Here is an 18787-nt window from a genome sequence, read left to right on the forward strand (position 1 = left end):
CAGCAGAGGCCGTCTGAAAATCGCGTTTTACAGTTTTGGCAGCGCCGAAGCTGTGCTTTCAGACGGCCTCTGCCCACAGGTAAGGTGTGTGGCGCAAGCCACGCACGCGGTTTCGGCTTTTGGAAACCGCGCGGATCGGCTGTGCGGCAGAGAACGCGTGCGTTGCCTTTGGGCGACACACCCTACCTTAGATTCGGCATGGGCTGGATGGGAAACAGGCCGTCTGAAAGCGCAGCTTCGGCGCAGCCAAAAAAACAAAATCCGATTTTCAGACGGCCTCTGCCCTTAGGTAGGGTGTGTCGCTCCGCGACGCACGCGGTTTGGATTGGCGTAGCAACACGCGGATTGGCTGTACAGCATAGACCGCGTGTGCACCCTGCTTCAACGGCAGAGGCCGTCTGAAAACAGCTTTCAGACGGCCTCTGCCGTTTCCCCGCAGGAAACGCCGCTTTTCCCGCCCGCGTTTTGCCCCTCCGCCGCTTTGCGCTACACTGCGCCGCTTTCTTGTGCGGTTTCAAGCCTTAGGGTCTGTTGACAATCAGCTTGCGAGACAGTTTTTTGAGGAAAAAAATGCCCGAATGCAAGGAAAAAAGCGCAGCAAGGTTGGACACCTTGCGAGCATTTTTGACGCGGCAGGCGGGTGTTTTTTACCAAAAACACCGCCGCAAGGCTGATTGTCAGCAGACCCTAGAAACCGTTTTCACCATAAAAAACAAACAAAAGGAACACAATCATGACCCCCGATACCCCCCTGCGCTACGGCACCGTTACCCGCCTGCTGCACTGGCTGATGGCCGCCTGTTTCGCCGTGATGCTGGCCACCGCCGTGATTTGGAACCTCACCGACGCCGACTGGGTCGGCGGCCTCTACGGCGTGCACAAATCCTTCGGCTTCATCCTGATGGTGCTGATTGTGCTGCGTATTTTGTGGGCACTGGCCAACGCCGCCAAACGCCCGCCCTCCGACAGCGCGGCGGCCAAACTCGGCCACATCGCGCTGTATGTCCTGATGTTCGCCGTGCCGCTGATCGGCATGATCCGCCAATACGGCGGCGGGCGCGGCTCTTTGAAAGTGTTCGGCATCCAAGTGATGCAGGGCGCGCCGGAAAAAATCGAATGGATGGCCAATCTGGGCAACCAGTGGCACGGCAGCGCGGCCTGGCTGCTCTATGCGCTGGTGTTCGGCCACATTGTGATGGTGGCGGTGCACAAAATGCGCGGCCACGACGTACTGCCGCGCATGATCGGCACGCAGAAATAAGGCCGCAGCGCACAGGCCGTCTGAAAACACTATTTCAGACGGCCTTTCCTATGCGCCGCCACCCCGAACCGCTATAATCCGCGCCTTTGAAAACACAAGGAAAGCCGCCGTGAACACCATCACCGCCGAAAAAAAAATGAACGTCGAGAGCTTCAACCTCGACCACACCAAAGTCAAAGCCCCCTATGTTCGCCTCGCCTGCATCACCGACGGCGACCACGGCGACATCATCTACAAATACGACCTGCGCGTGTGCCAGCCCAACCAAGACCACATGGACATGCCCGCGCTGCACTCGCTCGAACACCTGATGGCCGAACTCTCGCGCAACCATTCCGACAAGATTGTGGACATCAGCCCGATGGGCTGCCAAACCGGCTTTTACGTTACCCTGCTCAACCTGCCCGAATACCGCGACGCGCTGGATTTGATCGAAAAAACCCTGCACGACGTAACCGCCGCCACCGAAGTGCCCGCCTGCAACGTCGTCCAATGCGGCTGGGCGGCCAGCCACAGCCTCGAAGGCGCACAGAAAATCGCCCGCTACCTGCTGGAAAAACGCGGCGAATGGGAAGAGGTGTTCGCATGAAACCTGTGCGCACCATCGCCGTCATCGGTGCGATGCCGCCCGAAATCGAGCGGCTCAAAGGCCGTCTGAACGGCCTGCAAACCCACCGCTTCGGCGCGTTTGAAATCCACACCGGCCAGCTGCACGGCAAACAAATCGTCCTCACATTGAGCGGCATCGGCAAAGCCAACGCCGCCGCCGCCACCGCCGCCGCCATCCTCCAATTCGCCCCCGACTGCGTCATCAACACCGGCAGCGCGGGCGGCCTCGGCAGCGGCCTGAAAGTGGGCGACGTCGTCATCGGCAGCGAAACCGTCCACCACGACGCCGACGCCACCGCCTTCGGCTACGCCCCCGGCCAAATCCCGCAGCTCCCCCCGACCTTCCCCGCTGACCCCGCCCTAATGTCCGCCGCCGAAACCGCCGCCCAAGCCTTCCCGCACGCCGCCGTAACGCGCGGCCTGATTGCCAGCGGCGACCAGTTTGTCCACAGCGAAGAAGCCGCCGCCGCCATCCGCGCCACCTTCCCCGCCGTGCAGGCCGTGGAAATGGAAGCCGCCGCCATCGCGCAAACCTGCTTCCAGTTCGGCATTCCCTTCGTCGTCATCCGCGCCCTGTCCGACACCGCCGACGAAAAAGCCGACACCAGCTTCGAGCAGTTCCTGCAAACCGCCGCCGCCCACTCGGCCGAAATGGTCGAACGCATCATTGCCGCGCTGTAAACCCCAAAGGCCGTCTGAAAGCGCAGCTTCGGCGCAGCCAAAACGTTTTTCAGACGGCCTCAAACCCAAAAGGAAACCCCATGCAGCCCGCCGTAAACCACGTCCAAGCCGCCGCCTTCGACCTCGACGGCACCCTCTGCGACTCCATCCCCGACCTCGCCGCCGCCGCCAACGCCGTGCGCCGCGCCCTCGGCCTGGCCGAACTGCCGCAGCACACCGTGGAAAGCTACGTCGGCGACGGCCTCGCCGCCCTCGTCCACCGTACCCTCACCGCCGATTTCGACGGCCAAGCCGAAGAAAAACAATGGGAACAAGGCTACACCCTCTTCGTGCGCCACTACGCCGAACACATCGCCGACGCCACCCGCCCCTACCCCGGCGTTGCCGCCGGCCTCGAACTGCTCAAATCCCTCGGCATCCCGCTGGCCGTCGTTACCAACAAAAGCGAAACCCTCGCCGTCAAACTGCTGCGCGCCCTCGGCCTGGCCGACCATTTCAGCCTCATCGTCGGCGGCGACACCCTGAGCGAGAAGAAACCCGCGCCCGCCCCGCTGCTCTATGCCGCCGAAACCCTCGGCGTGCCGCCGCAAAACATGCTCATGGTCGGCGACTCGCGCAACGACATCCTCGCCGCCCGCGCCGCCGGCTGCCCTGCCGTCGGCGTCTCCTACGGCTACGGCGACATGGCCGCCCTCTCCCGCGACCCCGCCACCCGCCCCGACCTCGTCGTTTCCTCACTGCCCGAAATCTACGAACACCTGCGCCCGCAGCGCGAACAGGACGCAGAGGCCGTCTGAAAACGCAGCTTCAACGCAGTTAAACCCCCGCTTCGGCATGGCCGAAACCGGATTTGCCGATTTTCAGACGGCCTTCCCCGACACACGCGGTTTTCAAGGCAGGCAGAGCGGCTTATTAAAAAGGCCGTCTGAAAATACATCTGCACCAAAACGGAAAACCGTTTTTTCAGAAACGCCCTCCCCGGGCGAACGGAAACCGCCCCGAACCCGCCCATGACCCAGCAAAAATCCCTCCGCGCCCGCGCCCTCGACATCCTCGCCCGCAGCGAAACCGGCCGCGCCGCCCTCAAACGCAAACTCGCCCCCCACGCCGCCAGCGAAGACGAACTCGAAGCCGTGCTCGACGAAATGGCCGCGCGCGGCTGGCAGTCCGACACCCGCTACGCCGAAGCCTACATCCACAGCAAAGGCCGCAAACACGGCAGCCTGCGCCTGCGCCACGACCTCGCACGGCAGGGCGTGGACGAAGAAACCGTCCGCGCCCTACTGCCCGACGCCGACACCGAACTGGCCGCCGCCGTGTCCGTCGTGCGCAAAAAATTCAAAACCCCACCCGCCGACTACGCCGCCGCACAAAAACAAATGCGCTTTCTCGCCTATCGCGGCTTCGACGGCGACACCGTCCGCCGCGCCCTCAAACAAGCCTGGACAGACGGATACACCGAATACGACGGCACAGACGACCGGACATAACAGGCCGTCTGAAAACCCGTTTTTCAGACGGCCTCAAACCCCAAAAAACAAGGCATCAGCACATGGCACACTACGCAATCGGCGACATCCAGGGCTGCTTCGACGAACTCCAAGCCCTGCTGCACAAAACCGGCTTCACCCACGGCCGCGACACCCTCTGGCTCACCGGCGACATCGTCAACCGCGGCCCCAAATCCCTCGAAACCCTCAAATTCTGCATGAAGCACGAAAGCAGCGTCCACACCGTGCTCGGCAACCACGACCTCCACCTGCTCGCCGTCCTCTACGGCCAAAGCCGCAGCAAACGCAGCGACACCCTCGATGCCATTATCCGCCACAAACACGCCGCCAAAATGCGCGACTGGCTGCGCAGCCGCCCCCTGCTGCTGCAAACCGACAGCCACCTCATGACCCACGCCGGCCTGCTGCCGCAATGGACGATACCCCAAGCCGCCGCCTACGCCGCCGAAGTCGAACACCGCCTGCGCGGCGCAGACCCCGCCGCCTTCTTTGCCGCCATGTACGGCAACCGCCCCGCCGCCTGGCGCGACAGCCTCGAAGGCAGCGACCGCCTGCGCTTCATCACCAACGCCTTCACCCGCATGCGCGCCCTCAACGCCGACGGCAGCCTCGACTTCGACTTCAAAAGCACCCTCGCCGACCTCCCCCCCGGCCTCTGCGCCTGGTTCGACGCACCGCATCGCCCCCGCCCCGAAAAAACCGTCGTCTTCGGCCACTGGTCGGCACTCGGCCTCATCGACGACTCCGAAAAAAACATCCTCTCCCTCGATACCGGCGCACTCTGGGGCGGCAGCCTCACCGCCGCCGACCTCGCCACCCACACCGTTACCCAAGAAGCCGCCCACCGGCGCAAAGAAAAATAAGGTACAAAGGCAAAAGGCCGTCTGAAAATCGTATTTGTGTTTTTCAGACGGCCTCTGCCGTTATGTAGGGTGTGTGGCGCAGCCACGCACGCGGTTGGATTGTTGGAAACACGCGGATTCGTTGAAGCGGCACAGACCGCGTGCGTCGCCTCGGGGCGACACACCCTACGTCGGGTTCAACATGGGCGTGTCGGAGAACAGGCCGTCTGAAAATCGTATTTGCGTTTTTCAGACGGCCTCCGCCGCTAACGTAGGGTGTGTGGCGCACGTGGTTTTCGGGTTGCAGGGTTGCTTGGATGCCGAAAAACAAAAGGCCGTCTGAAAATCATGTTGGAGATTTTCAGACGGCCTTCGTGTAGGAGAACCTTTTGACTGTCCGCATATCCCTAGTCCATCAGAGAACCGGATTTTCAGGAACTGATTTCTTCCAAATCGCGTCCTTTGGTTTCCTCGCCCAGCCACGCAATCAGTGCGGCGGCAGACATCATCACGGCGGCAAACATAAAGAATATCAGGCCGAAACCGCCGCCCGCGTCCATCAGCGAAGCCACCACGGCAGGCGCGGCGATGCCGCCGATACGCCCTGCCGACCCCGCCCATCCCGAAGCAAAAGCACGGAAACGCAGCGGGTAAAGCTCCGGCGTATAGGTGTACAGAACGCCCCACGCGCCCAAATTGAAAAACGACATCAGCCCGCCCCACACCACCAGTTCCGCAGGCGAAGCGCTTCGTCCGAACAGCCACGCGCACACGGCGCAGGCCGCCAAAAAGCCCGCGAGCGTGGCCTTGCGGCCAATTTTTTCCACCAGCGCGGCCGCCGCCAGATAGCCCGGAAGCTGGGCGACAATCATCCACAGCACATACTCGAACGTTTTGACCACGGTATGTCCCTGTGCTACCAGAAGTTTCGGCAGCCAGGTAAAAATGCCGTAATAAGAAAACATGATGCCGAACCACACCGCCCACAGCATCAGCGTGCGGCGGGCAAACGGCGGCTGCCACAGCATACCGAAACGCGGCCGCTCGGGCACGGGTGCAGGCGCGGCCTCTGCCGCCGCAGCCGGTTCGCGCCCCGCTTCTCGCTCCAGACGGCACACCAGCCGGTGCGCCTCTTCGATTTTTCCGCGCGACACCAGATAAGGCACGGATTCGGGAATGTATTTCCACACCAGCGGCACATACAAAACAGGCAGTGTGCCGACGGCAAAGGCCGCCTGCCAGCCCAGTTTCGGAATCAGAAAATACGCCGCCAGCGCGGCGACCAGCCAGCCCAGTCCCCAAAAGCTCTCCAGCAGTACGATAAACCGCCCGCGCACTTTCGGCGGCGCATACTCGCCCACCAGCGCAACGGCAGCGGGAAGCTGCGCCCCCAGCCCGACACCGACCCAAAAGCGGTAAAACAGCAGCGTTTCCATATTGTGCGCCAGTGCGCACAGCCCTGTGGCCGTGCCGTAAACCAGCATCGCGGCGGCAAACACGGTTTTGCGGCCGAAACGGTCGGCCAGCCAGCCGCCCGCCACCGCCCCCGCCGCCATGCCCGCAAACGCGATGCTGACGATATAGCCCAACTGCGCGGGCGGAAGATTCCAGTCCTGCGCCAGCACGGGCAGCACAAACGACACCATGCCGGTGTCCATCGCATCAAACATCCAGCCGATACCGGCCAGCACCAGCAGCCTGTAGTGGACCCTGCCCGCATCCAGCGTGCGCAGCCGTGTCAGAATATCTGTCATATCGTTCCTCTTTCCCGCGACGCACGCGGTTTGGATTGGCGGGGAAACGCGCGGATTGGCTGTGCCGCACGGACCGCGTGCGCCGCCTTGGGGCGGCACACCCTACGTCGGGTTCAACATGGGCGTGTCGGAGAACAGGCCGTCTGAAAATCGTATTTGCGTTTTTCAGACGGCCTCTGCCGTTATGTATGGTGTGTGGCTTGGTTGAAGCGGCACAGACCGCGTGCGTCGCCTCGGGGCGACACACCCTGCAAAGCCGCCACAACCCGCCGTCATCCCCCCGTTTATGCTCTGAAAGCGTACTGGCGGGAACGGCCTGCCGTGTTATTCCGCTTTCGCGCCAATCCGGCTGCCTTCGGCGATTTTCAGGCCGGCGGCGACGAGGCCGCCGATGTCGGCGACGTTGGCGGGCAGGATGAGTGTGTTGTTTTCTTTGGCGAGTTTGGCGAAGGCTTCGACGTATTGTTCGGCCACTTTCAGTTTGACCGCTTCGTTGCCGCCTTCGGTGCGGATGGCTTCGGCCACGGTGCGGATGGCGTCCGCGCTGGCCTGGGCGACGAGGCGGATGGCTTCGGCTTCGCCTTGGGCGAGGTTGATTTTGGCGGTTTTTTCGCCGTTGGAGGCGTTGACGGCGGCCTGTGCTTCGCCTTCGGACTGCTGGATTTCGGCTTCGCGGCGGCCGACGGCGAGGTTGATTTGTTCGATTTTGCGGCCTTCGGATTCGGCGATGCGGGCGCGTTTTTCGCGTTCGGCGGTAATCTGTGCCTGCATGGAGCGCAGGATTTCCTGCGGGGGGATGAGGTCTTTGATTTCGTAGCGCAGCACTTTCACGCCCCAGGAGACGGCGGCTTCGTCGAGGGCGGCGACGACGATGCGGTTGATTTCGTCGCGCTCTTCAAAGGTTTTGTCCAATTCCATGCGGCCGATCACGGAACGCAGGGTGGTTTGCGCGAGCTGGGTGATGGCCATGATGTAGTTGCTCGATCCGTAGGAGGCGAGCTTGGGGTCGGTTACTTGGAAGTAGATGATGCCGTCGACGGTGAGCTGGGTGTTGTCGCGGGTGATGCAGACCTGGCTGGGCACGTCCAGCGGGATTTCTTTTTGGGTGTGCTTGTAGGCGACGCGGTCGAAAAAGGGAATGAGGAAGTTGAGGCCGGGTTCGAGGATGGCGCGGAATTTGCCGAGGCGTTCGACGACGTAGGCTTCCTGCTGGGGGACGATGCAGATGGCTTTGAATCCGAAGACGATGACGGCGATGAGGATGATCAGTGGCAGGCTTAAAAGTCCCATGGCGGCTCCTTAGGGTTGGCGGGGTTGGATAATCAGGGTGTTGCCGTCTTTGCCGGTGATGCGGGCAAAGCCGGATTCGGGTTCGCCGCCGTCGCTGCGGGCGTGCCAGACGGTGCCCCGGTAGGAAACTTGGTATTCCGCGCCGTACAGGCGGCGCAGGATTTTCACGGTTTGGCCGATGTCGAGGTCGTTGGCGGCGGTGTCTGCGGGGCGGCGGGCTTGCAGTTTTTTGTGCAGCCAGAAGAGGCCGGCGGCAGCAAGCAGGGCGGCGGTGAGGATGGGGGCGACCTGTCCTTCAAACAGGTAGGAGGCAACGCCCGCGCCGGCCAGTGCCGCGCCGACGATCAGCAGATAGAGTGTGCCGACAAACATTTCCAAGACGAATACGGCCACGGCGGCGACAAACCAGTACACGGCTGCTCCTTTCTGCCCAAGCGGCAATCGGGTGGGAAAAAAGGCCGCCTGAAAAACGGGGAATGCGTTTTTCAGACGGCCTGTGTTCAATTTTTGCTGCGGCTGCGTTCGCGTTCTTCGCGGCCTTCTTTAATCGCGCCGACCAGGAAATGGATGCCGGCGGCGATGAAGGCGCAGACGGTAACGGCGGTAAAGATGAAGAGGAAGTTCTGCATGGTGCTTTCCGTGTGTTGCGGCAGGCCGTCTGAAAAAAGGGCGGGATGGCTTTAACTTTGTTGCCACGCCGTTTTCAGACGGCCTTTGCGCCTTATTCTTCCGGCTCTTCGCCGTCGGTTTCGTCGCGTGTGCCTTCGGTGATTTTGAGGTCGGTGCCGGCTTCGGCGCGGATTTTTTTGTCGATTTCGGCGGCGACTTCGGGGTTTTCTTTCAGCCAGATGCGGACGTTGTCTTTGCCCTGCCCGATTTTCGCGCCGTTGTAGCTATACCACGCGCCGGATTTTTCGATGATTTTCAGCTTGACGCCGATTTCGATGAGTTCGCCTTCCCAGCTGATGCCCTCGCCGTAGAGGATGTCGAACTCGGCGGTGCGGAACGGCGGGGCGACTTTGTTTTTGATGACTTTGACTTTGGTTTCTTTGCCGATGGGGCTTTCGTCGCCTTTTTTAATCTGCTGCGTGCCGCGTATGTCGATGCGCACGGAGGAATAGAATTTGAGCGCGTTGCCGCCGGTAGTGGTTTCGGGATTGCCGAACATCACGCCGATTTTCATGCGCAACTGGTTGATGAAGACGACGAGGGTGTTGGTTTTTTTGATATGGCCGGTGAGTTTGCGCAGAGCCTGGCTCATCAGGCGGGCTTGCAGGCCGACGTGGCTGTCGCCCATGTCGCCTTCGATTTCGGCTTTGGGCACGAGGGCGGCCACGGAATCGACCACCACCATGTCCACGCCGCCGGAGCGCACCAGCATGTCGCAGATTTCCAGTGCCTGCTCGCCGGTGTCTGGCTGGGACACCAAAAGCTCTTCCACTTTCACGCCGAGGGCGCGGGCATAGACGGGGTCGAAGGCGTTTTCCGCGTCGATGAAGGCGCACACGCCGCCGCCTTTTTGGCATTGGGCGATGGTTTCCAGGCAGAGGGTGGTTTTGCCGGATGATTCGGGGCCGAAGATTTCGACGATACGCCCGCGCGGCAGGCCGCCCACGCCGAGGGCGAGGTCGAGGCCGATCGAGCCGGTGGAGATGACTTGCAGGTCTTCGGTTTCGCTGCTGCCGTCCATTTTCATGACGGAGCCTTTGCCGAACTGTTTTTCGATTTGCGCCAGCGCGGCGGCAAGGGCTTTGCCTTTGTCTTCCGGTTTGCTGCTTTTGTCTTTGCTTTTTTCTTCTGCCATGTCGTCGGTACTTTCGTTGTTTGTTGCGGGTAAAAAATCGGGCGCATTATCGCATAAGCGGCGGCCGTCTGAAAACGGGAAACGGGTTTCAGACGGCCTGTGCGCGGCTTATTTTTCTAGGGCATCGTTGAGCGTTTTTTCAATCAAATCCGCGTCAAACGATTTGGCGATGAGTTCAAAACGGCTGTCGCGCCGCCATGAGACCTGGTTTGCGCCCCATTGGCCGTCCACCCAGTTGAGCCACACCCATGTGCCGAGCACTTGGAACACGCCTTTGGCGCGCACCAGCCCTTCGGTCATTTGCGGCAGCTTGTTGAAAAAATCGGTGAGTTTTTCGCCGTCGAAATCGCGTCCGGCGGGGAAGGTGTAGCCTTCGGATTGGAAACCCATTGTATTGTCGGGCAGCGATTCGGTTTTTAGACGGTAGCGTGGTTTTTCGATCACGGGAATGTCGAGCCACCGAATATCGAGCTGCGCGTTTTGCACTTCGGCCACTTTGGCTTTGGGCGGGAACAGCTTGGCGGCTTTGGCGTGAAATTCGGCAAGCTGCTCGGGCGTGCACAAATCGGTTTTGCTCGCCACCAGCACATCACACACGCCGATTTGGTCTTTATACAGAGCCTGATTGGCATAATCGGGGTTGATAAACTGGCGCGGATCGACCACGGTAAACACGGCGGCGATTTCGAGCAGGTCGCCCAGCGGCTTGGCTTTGAGCTCGTCAATCACGCTGGCGGCGTGGGCGAGGCCGCTGGCTTCGATCATCAGGCGGTCGGGCTGTGCGTCGCGCAGCATTTTCTGCACGGTTGCGCCCATTTGCGCGCCGGCGGTGCAGCAGAGGCAGCCGCCCGCAAGTTCGGCCACGGGAATGCCGTTGTCGCTCAAAACCGCGCCGTCGATGCCGATTTCGCCGAACTCGTTGACGATAATCACCCATTTTTCATCGGGATTTTTCTGCGTCATCAGGCTTTTGAGCGCGGTGGTTTTGCCGGTGCCCAAAAAGCCGGAAATCAGGTGGACTTTGGTTTTCTTTAATGGCATTTGGCGCACACTCCGGTCAGTACCAGATGTTCTTCGGTCATCTCGAAGCCCGTGTCGCCCAGAGCCCGCTGCAACTCTTCCCATTGTTTGCTCAGCGACTGTTCGTCCACTGCGCCGCATTTGGTGCAGACGAGGATGAACGCGCTGTGGCTGTGGCCGGCGTGGTCTTCGTGGCCGTGTTCGCGGCAGTTGTGCCGCGCGTGGCTGCACAAAACGTAGCCGTTCACCGCCGCGATTTTGTGCAAAACACCCTGATCCACCCAGAAATCGAGGGCGCGGTAGGCGGTGGGCGGGGCGACGGGCGTGGCACTTTGCTGCTGCATCAGCGAGAGCACGTTGTAGGCTTTGATCACGCCTTCCTGCTGCAACACGATGTCTAAAACGTGTTCGCGCAGGGCGGTTACCTGTGCGCCGTTGGCGCGGGTCTGATCGATGATTTTCTGTTTCATATGGGTGTCCGTTTTGTTTTCAGACGGCCTTTGCGGCCGCAGCGGGAATTATAACCGAAAGGCCGTCTGAAAACGGCGGCGGCGCGAAAAAGGCTATAATGAGGCCGTCTGAAAAACCAGTCTGCAAGGAATGTTATGCGCCAAACCACCCTCATCGCCGCCCGCGCCGAAAACGGCGTGATCGGCATCGGCAACAAAATGCCCTGGCACCTGCCCGAGGATTTCGCCTTTTTCAAAGCCTATACTTTGGGCAAACCGGTGGTGATGGGGCGCAAAACCTGGGAGTCGCTGCCGAAAAAACCGCTGCCCGGCCGGCGCAATATTGTGGTTACGCGGCAGGCGGACTATGCCGCAGACGGCGCGCAAACCGCCCCTTCGCTCGCCGCCGCGCTGGCTTTGTGCGCGGATGCGGACGAAATCGTGGTGATGGGCGGCGGCGAGATTTACCGCGAGGCCATGCCGCAGGCCACCGATTTGCGCATCACGGAAATCGCGCTGCGGCCGGAGGGCGACGCGTTTTTCCCTGCAATCGATGCCGCGCTGTGGCGGGAATGCAGCCGCGAGGCGCACACGACAGCAGACGGCGTGCGCTATGCCTTCGTGCATTATGTGCGCAGAGGGTGAAATACGCTTTGAGGCCGTCTGAAAAGCATATAAAGGCCGTCTGAAAAACCGTTTTGGCTTTGCCGGAACGCTGTTTCAGACGGCCTCCGTGCGTTTTCCCGCCGCTCCCGCCGTCAAGCCGCGCAAGGGAAAGTGCTACAATGCGCGGTTTCTTTTTATTCGAGTTTTCCGGCTTCATCATGTGCAACCACAACCACCCACACCCCACCCGCGACCACGACACCATCCGCATCCGCGGCGCGCGCACGCATAATTTGAAAAACGTCGATTTGGACATTCCGCGCCACAGGCTGGTGGTGGTAACGGGTTTATCGGGCAGCGGCAAGTCGTCGCTGGCGTTTGACACGCTGTATGCCGAGGGGCAGCGGCGTTATGTAGAGAGCTTGTCCGCCTATGCGCGGCAGTTTTTGCAGATGATGGACAAGCCCGATGTGGACTTGATTGAGGGCTTGTCGCCGGCGATTTCCATTGAGCAGAAATCCACCAGCCACAACCCGCGCTCCACCGTGGGCACGGTTACGGAAATCCATGATTATCTGCGCCTTTTATACGCCCGCATCGGCACGCCGTATTGCCCAGAGCATGATTTGCCGTTGGCGAGCCAAACCGTGTCGCAGATGGTGGATGCCGTCTTAAAGCTGCCTGAAGACACGCGCGTGATGATACTGGCCCCCGCTGTGCGCGAGCGCAAGGGCGAGTTTGTGGATTTTTTTGCCGACTTGCAGGCGCAGGGCTTTGCCCGCGTGCGCGTGGACGGCGCGGTGTACAGTTTGGACGAAGTGCCGAAGCTGGAAAAAAACATCAAGCACAATATTGATGTGGTTATCGACCGCGTAAAAGTGAAAGCCGATATTCAACAACGGCTTGCCGAAAGTTTTGAAACCGCGCTGCGCCACGGCAACGAGCGTGCGCTGGCAATGGAAATGGACAGCGGCGAAGAGCATTGGTTTTCCGCCCGCTTCGCCTGCCCCGTCTGCTCATACAGCCTGCCTGAGCTTGAACCGCGCCTGTTTTCTTTCAACAACCCCGTCGGCGCGTGCTCGAGCTGCGATGGCTTGGGTAGCATGAATTTTTTTGACGACAGCAAAGTTGTCGCCCACCCCGAATTGTCGCTGGCGGCGGGCGCGATTAAGGGCTGGGACAAGCGCAACCAGTTCTATTTCCAAATGATTCAGTCGCTGGCGCGGCATTATGATTTTGACGTGAACACGCCGTTTGAAAAGCTGCCTGAAAAAATCCGCAAAATCGTGTTGCACGGCTCGGGCAAAGAAAGCATTGATTTCACTTACCTTTCCGAGCGCGGCACCACATTCAACCGCAGCCACGCCTTTGAAGGCATCATCCCCAATCTGGAACGCCGCTACCGCGAAACCGACTCGCCCACCGTGCGCGAGCAGCTTGCCGAATACCAAAGCCACCGCGCCTGCCCGTCGTGCGCCGGTGCGCGTTTGCGCCGCGAAGCCCGTTATGTGTATGTCGGCAAACAGCCGCTGCACGAAATCTCCGCATGGCCGCTTACGCAAACCCACCAGTTCTTTGAAACCCTTGATTTGGACGGCAACAAAAAACAAATCGCCGAAAAAATCCTCAAAGAAATCACCGAGCGGCTCGGCTTCCTGATTAACGTCGGGCTGGATTACCTGAATCTCTCCCGTTCCGCCGAAACCCTCTCCGGCGGCGAAGCCCAGCGCATCCGCCTCGCCAGCCAAATCGGCAGCGGCCTGACCGGCGTAATGTATGTATTGGACGAACCCTCCATCGGCCTGCACCAGCGCGACAACGACCGCCTGCTCGCCACCCTCAAACGCCTGCGCGATTTGGGCAATAGCGTGATTGTGGTCGAACACGACGAAGACGCCATCCGCGAAGCCGATTTCGTCGTCGATATGGGCCCGGGCGCGGGCGAACACGGCGGCAACGTATTGATTGCCGATACGCCCGAAAACGTCGCCAAATGCGAAAAATCCGTTACCGGACAATACCTCAGCGGCAAAAAATCCATTGCCGTACCGTCTGAACGCACGCCCGTCAACCCCAACCGAATGCTCGTCCTCAAAGGCGCGCGCGGCAACAACCTTAAAAACGTTACCCTCGAACTGCCGCTCGGTTTGATTACCTGCATCACCGGCGTATCCGGCAGCGGCAAATCCACCCTGATTAACGACACCCTCGCCAAAATCACTGCCCGCGAACTCAACCGCGCCCAAGAAGAACCCGCCCCATACGACGACATCCACGGCCTCGAACACCTCGACAAAGTCATCAACGTCGACCAATCCCCCATCGGCCGCACCCCGCGCTCCAATCCCGCCACCTACACCGGCCTGTTCACCCCCATCCGCGAACTCTTCGCTGGCGTACCCCTCTCGCGCGAACGCGGCTACAACGTCGGCCGATTCTCCTTCAACGTCAAAGGCGGCCGCTGCGAAGCCTGCCAAGGCGACGGCGTCATCAAAGTCGAAATGCACTTCCTCCCCGACGTGTACGTCCCCTGCGAAGTCTGCCACGGCAAACGCTACAACCGCGAAACCCTCGAAATCCAATACAAAGGCAAAAACATCAGCCAAGTCCTCGACATGACCGTCGAAGAAGCCCGCGAATTTTTCGACGCCGTCCCCACCGTATCGCGCAAACTGCAAACCCTGATGGACGTAGGCCTGGGCTACATCCGCCTCGGCCAGTCTGCCACCACCCTCTCCGGCGGCGAAGCCCAGCGCGTCAAACTCGCCTTGGAACTCTCCAAACGCGACACCGGCAGAACACTCTACATCCTCGACGAACCCACCACCGGCCTGCACTTCGCCGACATCGCCCTGCTGCTGGAAGTCATAGGTCGTCTGAAAGGCAAAGGCAACTCGATTGTGATTATTGAGCATAATCTTGACGTTATAAAAACAGCTGATTATATTGTGGATTTAGGACCGGAAGGCGGCGATGGAGGGGGAAGAATTATTGCTTCAGGTAGCCCTGAACAGGTGGCAAAGGTTAAGGGGAGTTATACTGGGAAGTATTTGAAAGTGGTTTTATAATTTCAATATTGATAAGGAAACATAAATGGAATTTAAGGATATCGAATTTGGCAAAGCATCAGGAGAAACAGAGGGATCTCGTTATCCAGAATTGCTAAAAAAAGCCTATTTAGATTATAAAAACATATACCAAGAAATTGAATCTGGTAACAATTTCCTTGTATTAGGTCATAAAGGATGCGGCAAATCAGCCATTGCAGAAAAACTACGTTTAGAAGCAAAAGAAAAACGAGTTTCTGTCATTAGATTGCAAGAATTCCCTTTTAAATCTTTTGGAAAGATTTTTTCAGGTCAAGCTGAACCAGAAGCCAAATACCCAACATCTTGGTCTTGGCTACTTCTATTGGCAATAATTGATGAACTAAGACATGATCATGGGGCAAGAGATGCAGTAAATATTGAGTACAATAAAGCTATTGATAAACTTGATGAGTTTGGACTTCTTTCATCATCAGATTTAAAAAGTGTTGCGGTAAAATCTAGTAAAAAAGAATTTAAAATTCAAATCCCTAAAATTTTAGAGTATTCTACCGCTGGTTCAACTCAAAGCAACTCATATGAAACAATTTTTACGGATTTAGTTTCTTTTTTAAAAGAATTAGTTATCAGTTATTCTACTGAGGGTGGTCTAATTCTAATAATTGATGGTTTAGATGATATTCTAACTTCTAGAGAAGTACAATATCAAGCTCTATCAGCACTAATTTTTGAAGCTGAGAAGCTTAATTTATTATTTTTTTCTAACAAAAAAAAATTCATATCGTTATCCTTTGTCGAACTGAACTATATGAAAAACTACCAAACCCAAATAAAAATAAATTAAGAAAAGACTTTGGATTTGAATTAAACTGGTATCAAGATACTGATTATGCCGAAGGGTCTAACTTAGTAAAACTAGTAAACTTAAGAGCAAAATTATCTTTTAATAAAGAAATTGATATTTTTAAGAATTTTTTTCCTGATACTATTAAAGGAAAGCCATCTCTGCAATATTTACTAGAGATGACAAGACATACACCTCGAGACTTTATTAGCATGATGAACTGCTTAAAAGAAATTGAGACAAATGGAAAATTCACAGAAAACCTTATCATGCAAGGACTAAAAAGATATTCAATAGACTATTTTGAACCTGAGATACGTGATGAAATTGTTGGTTACATCGATATTCATGATTATGAAAGGTTCTATGAAATAATAAGCAAAATTAAACAAAGAGAATTTCCCTATAGTAAATTAAAAGAAATAAGTGAAGTTTCCAAATTAACTGAAGATAATCTGAAAAAGTTGATGAATGTTTTATACGATTGTGGGGCAATCGGAAATAAGTGGAGCAATGGAACATCTAATAGATATGAATTTAAATTTAGAAATAAAAATTCACACTTTAATTCTACTTATACAGTTGTTTTACACAAAGGATTATGGAAGGCATTAAATTTAATATAACTCCTTAGCAGCAAGCGTAGGTTGGGTCAAGACCCAATAAGACCGTAAAACTTATCTGTTTTGTTGGGTTTGCAACCCAACCTACAACCCTTTCAGACGGCCTCAAACGCCGTCTGAAAATCCACACCGCCCACCGAGAAACCCCATGCCCCAAAACATCGACCACCAAAGCAAGCCGTAGCCCGCATACCCAGCCGACCGCGTGCGTGGCTACGCCACACACCCTACCGATGAATCACTCGGAACTAAAAACCAACGCGTAGGGTGTGTGCGGTACGCACGCACGCGGTTGCTTGATTGACGGTTTGCCGTTTCAACTTTTAACTTCGTTGAAGCTAGCGCTTTCAGACGGCCTCCAATGCCGTCTGAAAACATCAACTTCAACAAAGTTAAAACCTTAAGCAACAAACCGTTCCTTCTCCAACACCCAAACCACAAACAAAAATCCTATGGCGCGTTATCGCAGAAACTTCATTGCCGGCGGCACATTCTTTTTCACCGTCAAACTCGCCGACCCAAAATCGCGCCTGCTTGTCGAACATATCGACTTCGCGTGCGGCTTATATGGATGTGCAAAAACAATATCCCTTTGAAACCGTCGCCATATGCGTGCTGCCGAACCATATTCACACCATTTGGACGCTGCCGCCCGATGATGCGGATTATTCCCTGCGCTGGCGGCTGATTAAAACCAAATTCTCCGCCCATTTCCCTCGTGCCGAAAACCTGTCTGCAAGCAAACAGCGGCGGAACGAACGCGGTATTTGGCAACGGCGTTTTTATGAACACACCGTGCGTGACGAAACGGATTTGCAGCGTTGCGCGGACTATATCCATTTCAATCCCGTCAAACATGGATTGTGCGGCAATGTCCGCGATTAGGCGTTTTCGTCGTTTCACCGTTATGTACGGGATGGATGGCTGCCGTTGGATTGGGGCGGCACAAAAGAAACGGCGGTAATGAGTTTTGGGGAGTAAATGCTATAAAAAACTACCCACTGCGTGCGTGGCTGCGCCACACACCCTACCTGTAAATCACGCGGAACTTCAAAACCAACGCGTAGGGGTGCGGTACGCACGCACGCGGTTACTTAATTGACGTTTTGCCGTTTTCAAATTTACTTTCGTTGAAGCTGCCACTTTTCAGACGGCCTCAAATACCCATACAGCCTATCCGTCAATCCCCAAACCACCCACCCAAAACAAACCAATGTGCAGGCTGCTTTTCAACTTCGTTGAAGCTTCGCAGAAACTCCGTTTTCGGCAAGCTGCCATTCAAAGATCCTATCAATAAAGGCTACCTAAAAAATATCCGACTCAACAAAGCCGAATATTTTTCAGGTAGCCTTTTCTTACTTGGCGGCAGCCACAGTTTCAAAAATCAGAAGCCGCCGTTATCCGCCAAACAACGCCGCCTTGCCTTCCGCGCCGGAAACATCCAGCACTTCAATTCCTTCCCCGTCCAGCACCGCCTGCGTCAACATGGCCACGCCGCCGGAGGGGCCGATTTCCAAAATCCGCCGCACGCCCAGCGCGGCCATGCTGCGGCATTCGGCCACCCAGTCCACGGGATTGACCAACACATTTTGCGCGATGCTGCGCGCCTGTTCCGCATCCAAACCGCAGGCGGCCGCCCATTCGGCCACTTGCGCCACGGCGGGCAGCATGGCAGGGTGGTGGAAACCGACTTCCACGTCCAGCCGCCACAGCAAGTTTTCGGGCGTTTGGCCATTTTCGTCTTTCACCGTGTCCGACAACACGCCGCACACGCGCGCCACCGATTCGGGCTTGCCGCTGACGACAAAGCCGTCCGCGCTGTTCTGCAAGCCGATACACGGGCGGTCGGCCGAATCGGCGGGGAACAGTTCGTCAATCACGGCGGCAAGCTGCCCGCGGCTCACGCCCTGCACCATCACCATCGGATGATTGCCGTCGTGCAGATACATGCCCGTTGCGCGCCCTTGCAGCGTGGCCGCCGCGCCAATCAATTCGGCCAAGGCCAGCAGTTCGGCGGCATGCTGCGGCTCGCGTATCAGATAACGCCCGAGTATGCCCTGCGAATGCCCGATAACGCCCGCCGCCTTGCCGCTGTCCAAGCCGCGCGTTTCCAGCGTGTGCAGATTGGCGATTTGCGAGAGAAAAATGCCAGGCGCGCTCACGGCGGCACGCACCAAATCAATGCCGTCCGCGCCGTTTTCCGCCCATTTGATCGGCTCGAAACCCTGCGGGCGGGCGGTGGCAAGCTGCTCCGCGACTGGTGCCAAAATTCGGGCGGCAGCGGCGGCCACTTCGTTTGCCCTGTCCCGCGCCCCGTCAGCCAAAGCCTCGCGCAGGCTGCTTATCCAATCAAAGCCCTGTCCGGAAAAGCAGAGGGCAAACTGTTCGTCATAAAAATGTTCCGGCAGGCGGTTTTGTTGCAGTTGGCTCATGGTTTCACTCCCTC

At 57.5% G+C, this 18787-nt stretch carries 17 protein-coding genes and 1 pseudogene; 10 read left to right on the forward strand and 8 right to left on the reverse strand.

Translation table 11 applies throughout. The features are described from left to right. Positions 1-733 precede the first annotated feature (733 nt). From H3L91_RS09390 to H3L91_RS09415, 6 genes are all read left to right on the forward strand, one after another. On the forward strand, positions 734-1261 hold the full coding sequence (locus tag H3L91_RS09390; RefSeq protein ID WP_007343558.1) for a cytochrome b: 528 nt from the start codon (positions 734-736) through the stop codon (positions 1259-1261). A 136-nt stretch (positions 1262-1397) separates the two neighbouring features. Next, positions 1398-1850, forward strand: a complete 453-nt coding sequence (locus tag H3L91_RS09395; RefSeq protein ID WP_040659641.1) for an S-ribosylhomocysteine lyase — start codon at positions 1398-1400, stop codon at positions 1848-1850. Then, positions 1847-2551 (forward strand): 5'-methylthioadenosine/adenosylhomocysteine nucleosidase, encoded by a 705-nt coding sequence (locus H3L91_RS09400; protein WP_007343560.1) that lies wholly within the window; start codon positions 1847-1849, stop codon positions 2549-2551. The genes H3L91_RS09395 and H3L91_RS09400 overlap by 4 nt, the downstream gene beginning before the upstream one ends. Positions 2552-2631: 80 nt before the next feature. Further along, on the forward strand, positions 2632-3348 hold the full coding sequence (locus H3L91_RS09405) for a phosphoglycolate phosphatase (protein WP_007343561.1): 717 nt from the start codon (positions 2632-2634) through the stop codon (positions 3346-3348). A gap of 213 nt (positions 3349-3561) precedes the next feature. Beyond that, positions 3562-4041 carry a recombination regulator RecX gene (gene recX / locus H3L91_RS09410; protein WP_007343563.1) on the forward strand — a complete coding sequence of 160 codons (480 nt, stop codon included), beginning with the start codon at positions 3562-3564 and terminating at the stop codon, positions 4039-4041. A gap of 62 nt (positions 4042-4103) precedes the next feature. Beyond that, positions 4104-4925, forward strand: coding sequence for a symmetrical bis(5'-nucleosyl)-tetraphosphatase (locus H3L91_RS09415; protein ID WP_007343564.1), 822 nt, complete (start codon positions 4104-4106; stop codon positions 4923-4925). Positions 4926-5335: 410 nt separating this feature from the next. Here H3L91_RS09415 and H3L91_RS09420 read toward each other — a convergent pair whose 3' ends face one another. The 7 genes from H3L91_RS09420 to H3L91_RS09445 all read right to left on the reverse strand — a co-directional run bounded on the left by H3L91_RS09420 (position 5336) and on the right by H3L91_RS09445 (position 11242). Continuing rightward, on the reverse strand, positions 5336-6658 hold the full coding sequence (locus H3L91_RS09420) for an MFS transporter (RefSeq protein WP_007343565.1): 1323 nt from the start codon (positions 6656-6658) through the stop codon (positions 5336-5338). Between the two features lie 324 nt (positions 6659-6982). Further along, positions 6983-7948, reverse strand: coding sequence for an SPFH domain-containing protein (locus H3L91_RS09425; protein ID WP_007343567.1), 966 nt, complete (start codon positions 7946-7948; stop codon positions 6983-6985). Positions 7949-7957: 9 nt separating this feature from the next. Next, positions 7958-8362 carry an NfeD family protein gene (locus tag H3L91_RS09430; RefSeq protein ID WP_040659092.1) on the reverse strand — a complete coding sequence of 135 codons (405 nt, stop codon included), beginning with the start codon at positions 8360-8362 and terminating at the stop codon, positions 7958-7960. 86 nt (positions 8363-8448) lie between these two features. After that, complete coding sequence (locus H3L91_RS12515; RefSeq protein WP_256998607.1) at positions 8449-8577, reverse strand: hypothetical protein; 129 nt, start codon at positions 8575-8577, stop codon at positions 8449-8451. A gap of 92 nt (positions 8578-8669) precedes the next feature. Beyond that, positions 8670-9752 carry a recombinase RecA gene (gene recA / locus H3L91_RS09435; RefSeq protein ID WP_007343570.1) on the reverse strand — a complete coding sequence of 361 codons (1083 nt, stop codon included), beginning with the start codon at positions 9750-9752 and terminating at the stop codon, positions 8670-8672. Between the two features lie 108 nt (positions 9753-9860). Further along, positions 9861-10793: a CobW family GTP-binding protein gene (locus H3L91_RS09440; protein ID WP_007343571.1), complete on the reverse strand. Its 933-nt coding sequence runs from the start codon at positions 10791-10793 to the stop codon at positions 9861-9863. Further along, on the reverse strand, positions 10784-11242 hold the full coding sequence (locus H3L91_RS09445) for a Fur family transcriptional regulator (protein ID WP_007343572.1): 459 nt from the start codon (positions 11240-11242) through the stop codon (positions 10784-10786). Before H3L91_RS09445 ends, H3L91_RS09440 begins: the two co-directional genes overlap by 10 nt. A 135-nt stretch (positions 11243-11377) precedes the next feature. Here H3L91_RS09445 and H3L91_RS09450 point away from each other — a divergent pair, with 135 nt between their 5' ends. The 4 genes and pseudogenes from H3L91_RS09450 to H3L91_RS09470 all read left to right on the forward strand — a co-directional run bounded on the left by H3L91_RS09450 (position 11378) and on the right by H3L91_RS09470 (position 17226). Beyond that, positions 11378-11866 (forward strand): dihydrofolate reductase, encoded by a 489-nt coding sequence (locus H3L91_RS09450; RefSeq protein WP_007343573.1) that lies wholly within the window; start codon positions 11378-11380, stop codon positions 11864-11866. Positions 11867-12045: 179 nt separating this feature from the next. After that, complete coding sequence (gene uvrA / locus H3L91_RS09455) at positions 12046-14895, forward strand: excinuclease ABC subunit UvrA (RefSeq protein ID WP_040659643.1); 2850 nt, start codon at positions 12046-12048, stop codon at positions 14893-14895. 25 nt (positions 14896-14920) lie between these two features. Next, positions 14921-16344, forward strand: a pseudogene (locus tag H3L91_RS12640) (P-loop ATPase, Sll1717 family). A 474-nt stretch (positions 16345-16818) separates the two neighbouring features. Then, positions 16819-17226, forward strand: coding sequence for an REP-associated tyrosine transposase (locus tag H3L91_RS09470; RefSeq protein WP_244958458.1), 408 nt, complete (start codon positions 16819-16821; stop codon positions 17224-17226). Between the two features lie 512 nt (positions 17227-17738). On the opposite strand, the gene H3L91_RS09475 is transcribed toward H3L91_RS09470, so the two are convergent. Continuing rightward, on the reverse strand, positions 17739-18773 hold the full coding sequence (locus tag H3L91_RS09475; protein WP_007343580.1) for an ACP S-malonyltransferase: 1035 nt from the start codon (positions 18771-18773) through the stop codon (positions 17739-17741). Positions 18774-18787 lie beyond the last annotated feature (14 nt).

The sequence above is a fragment of the Neisseria bacilliformis genome, from assembly GCF_014055025.1.
GTDB lineage: Bacteria > Pseudomonadota > Gammaproteobacteria > Burkholderiales > Neisseriaceae > Neisseria > Neisseria bacilliformis.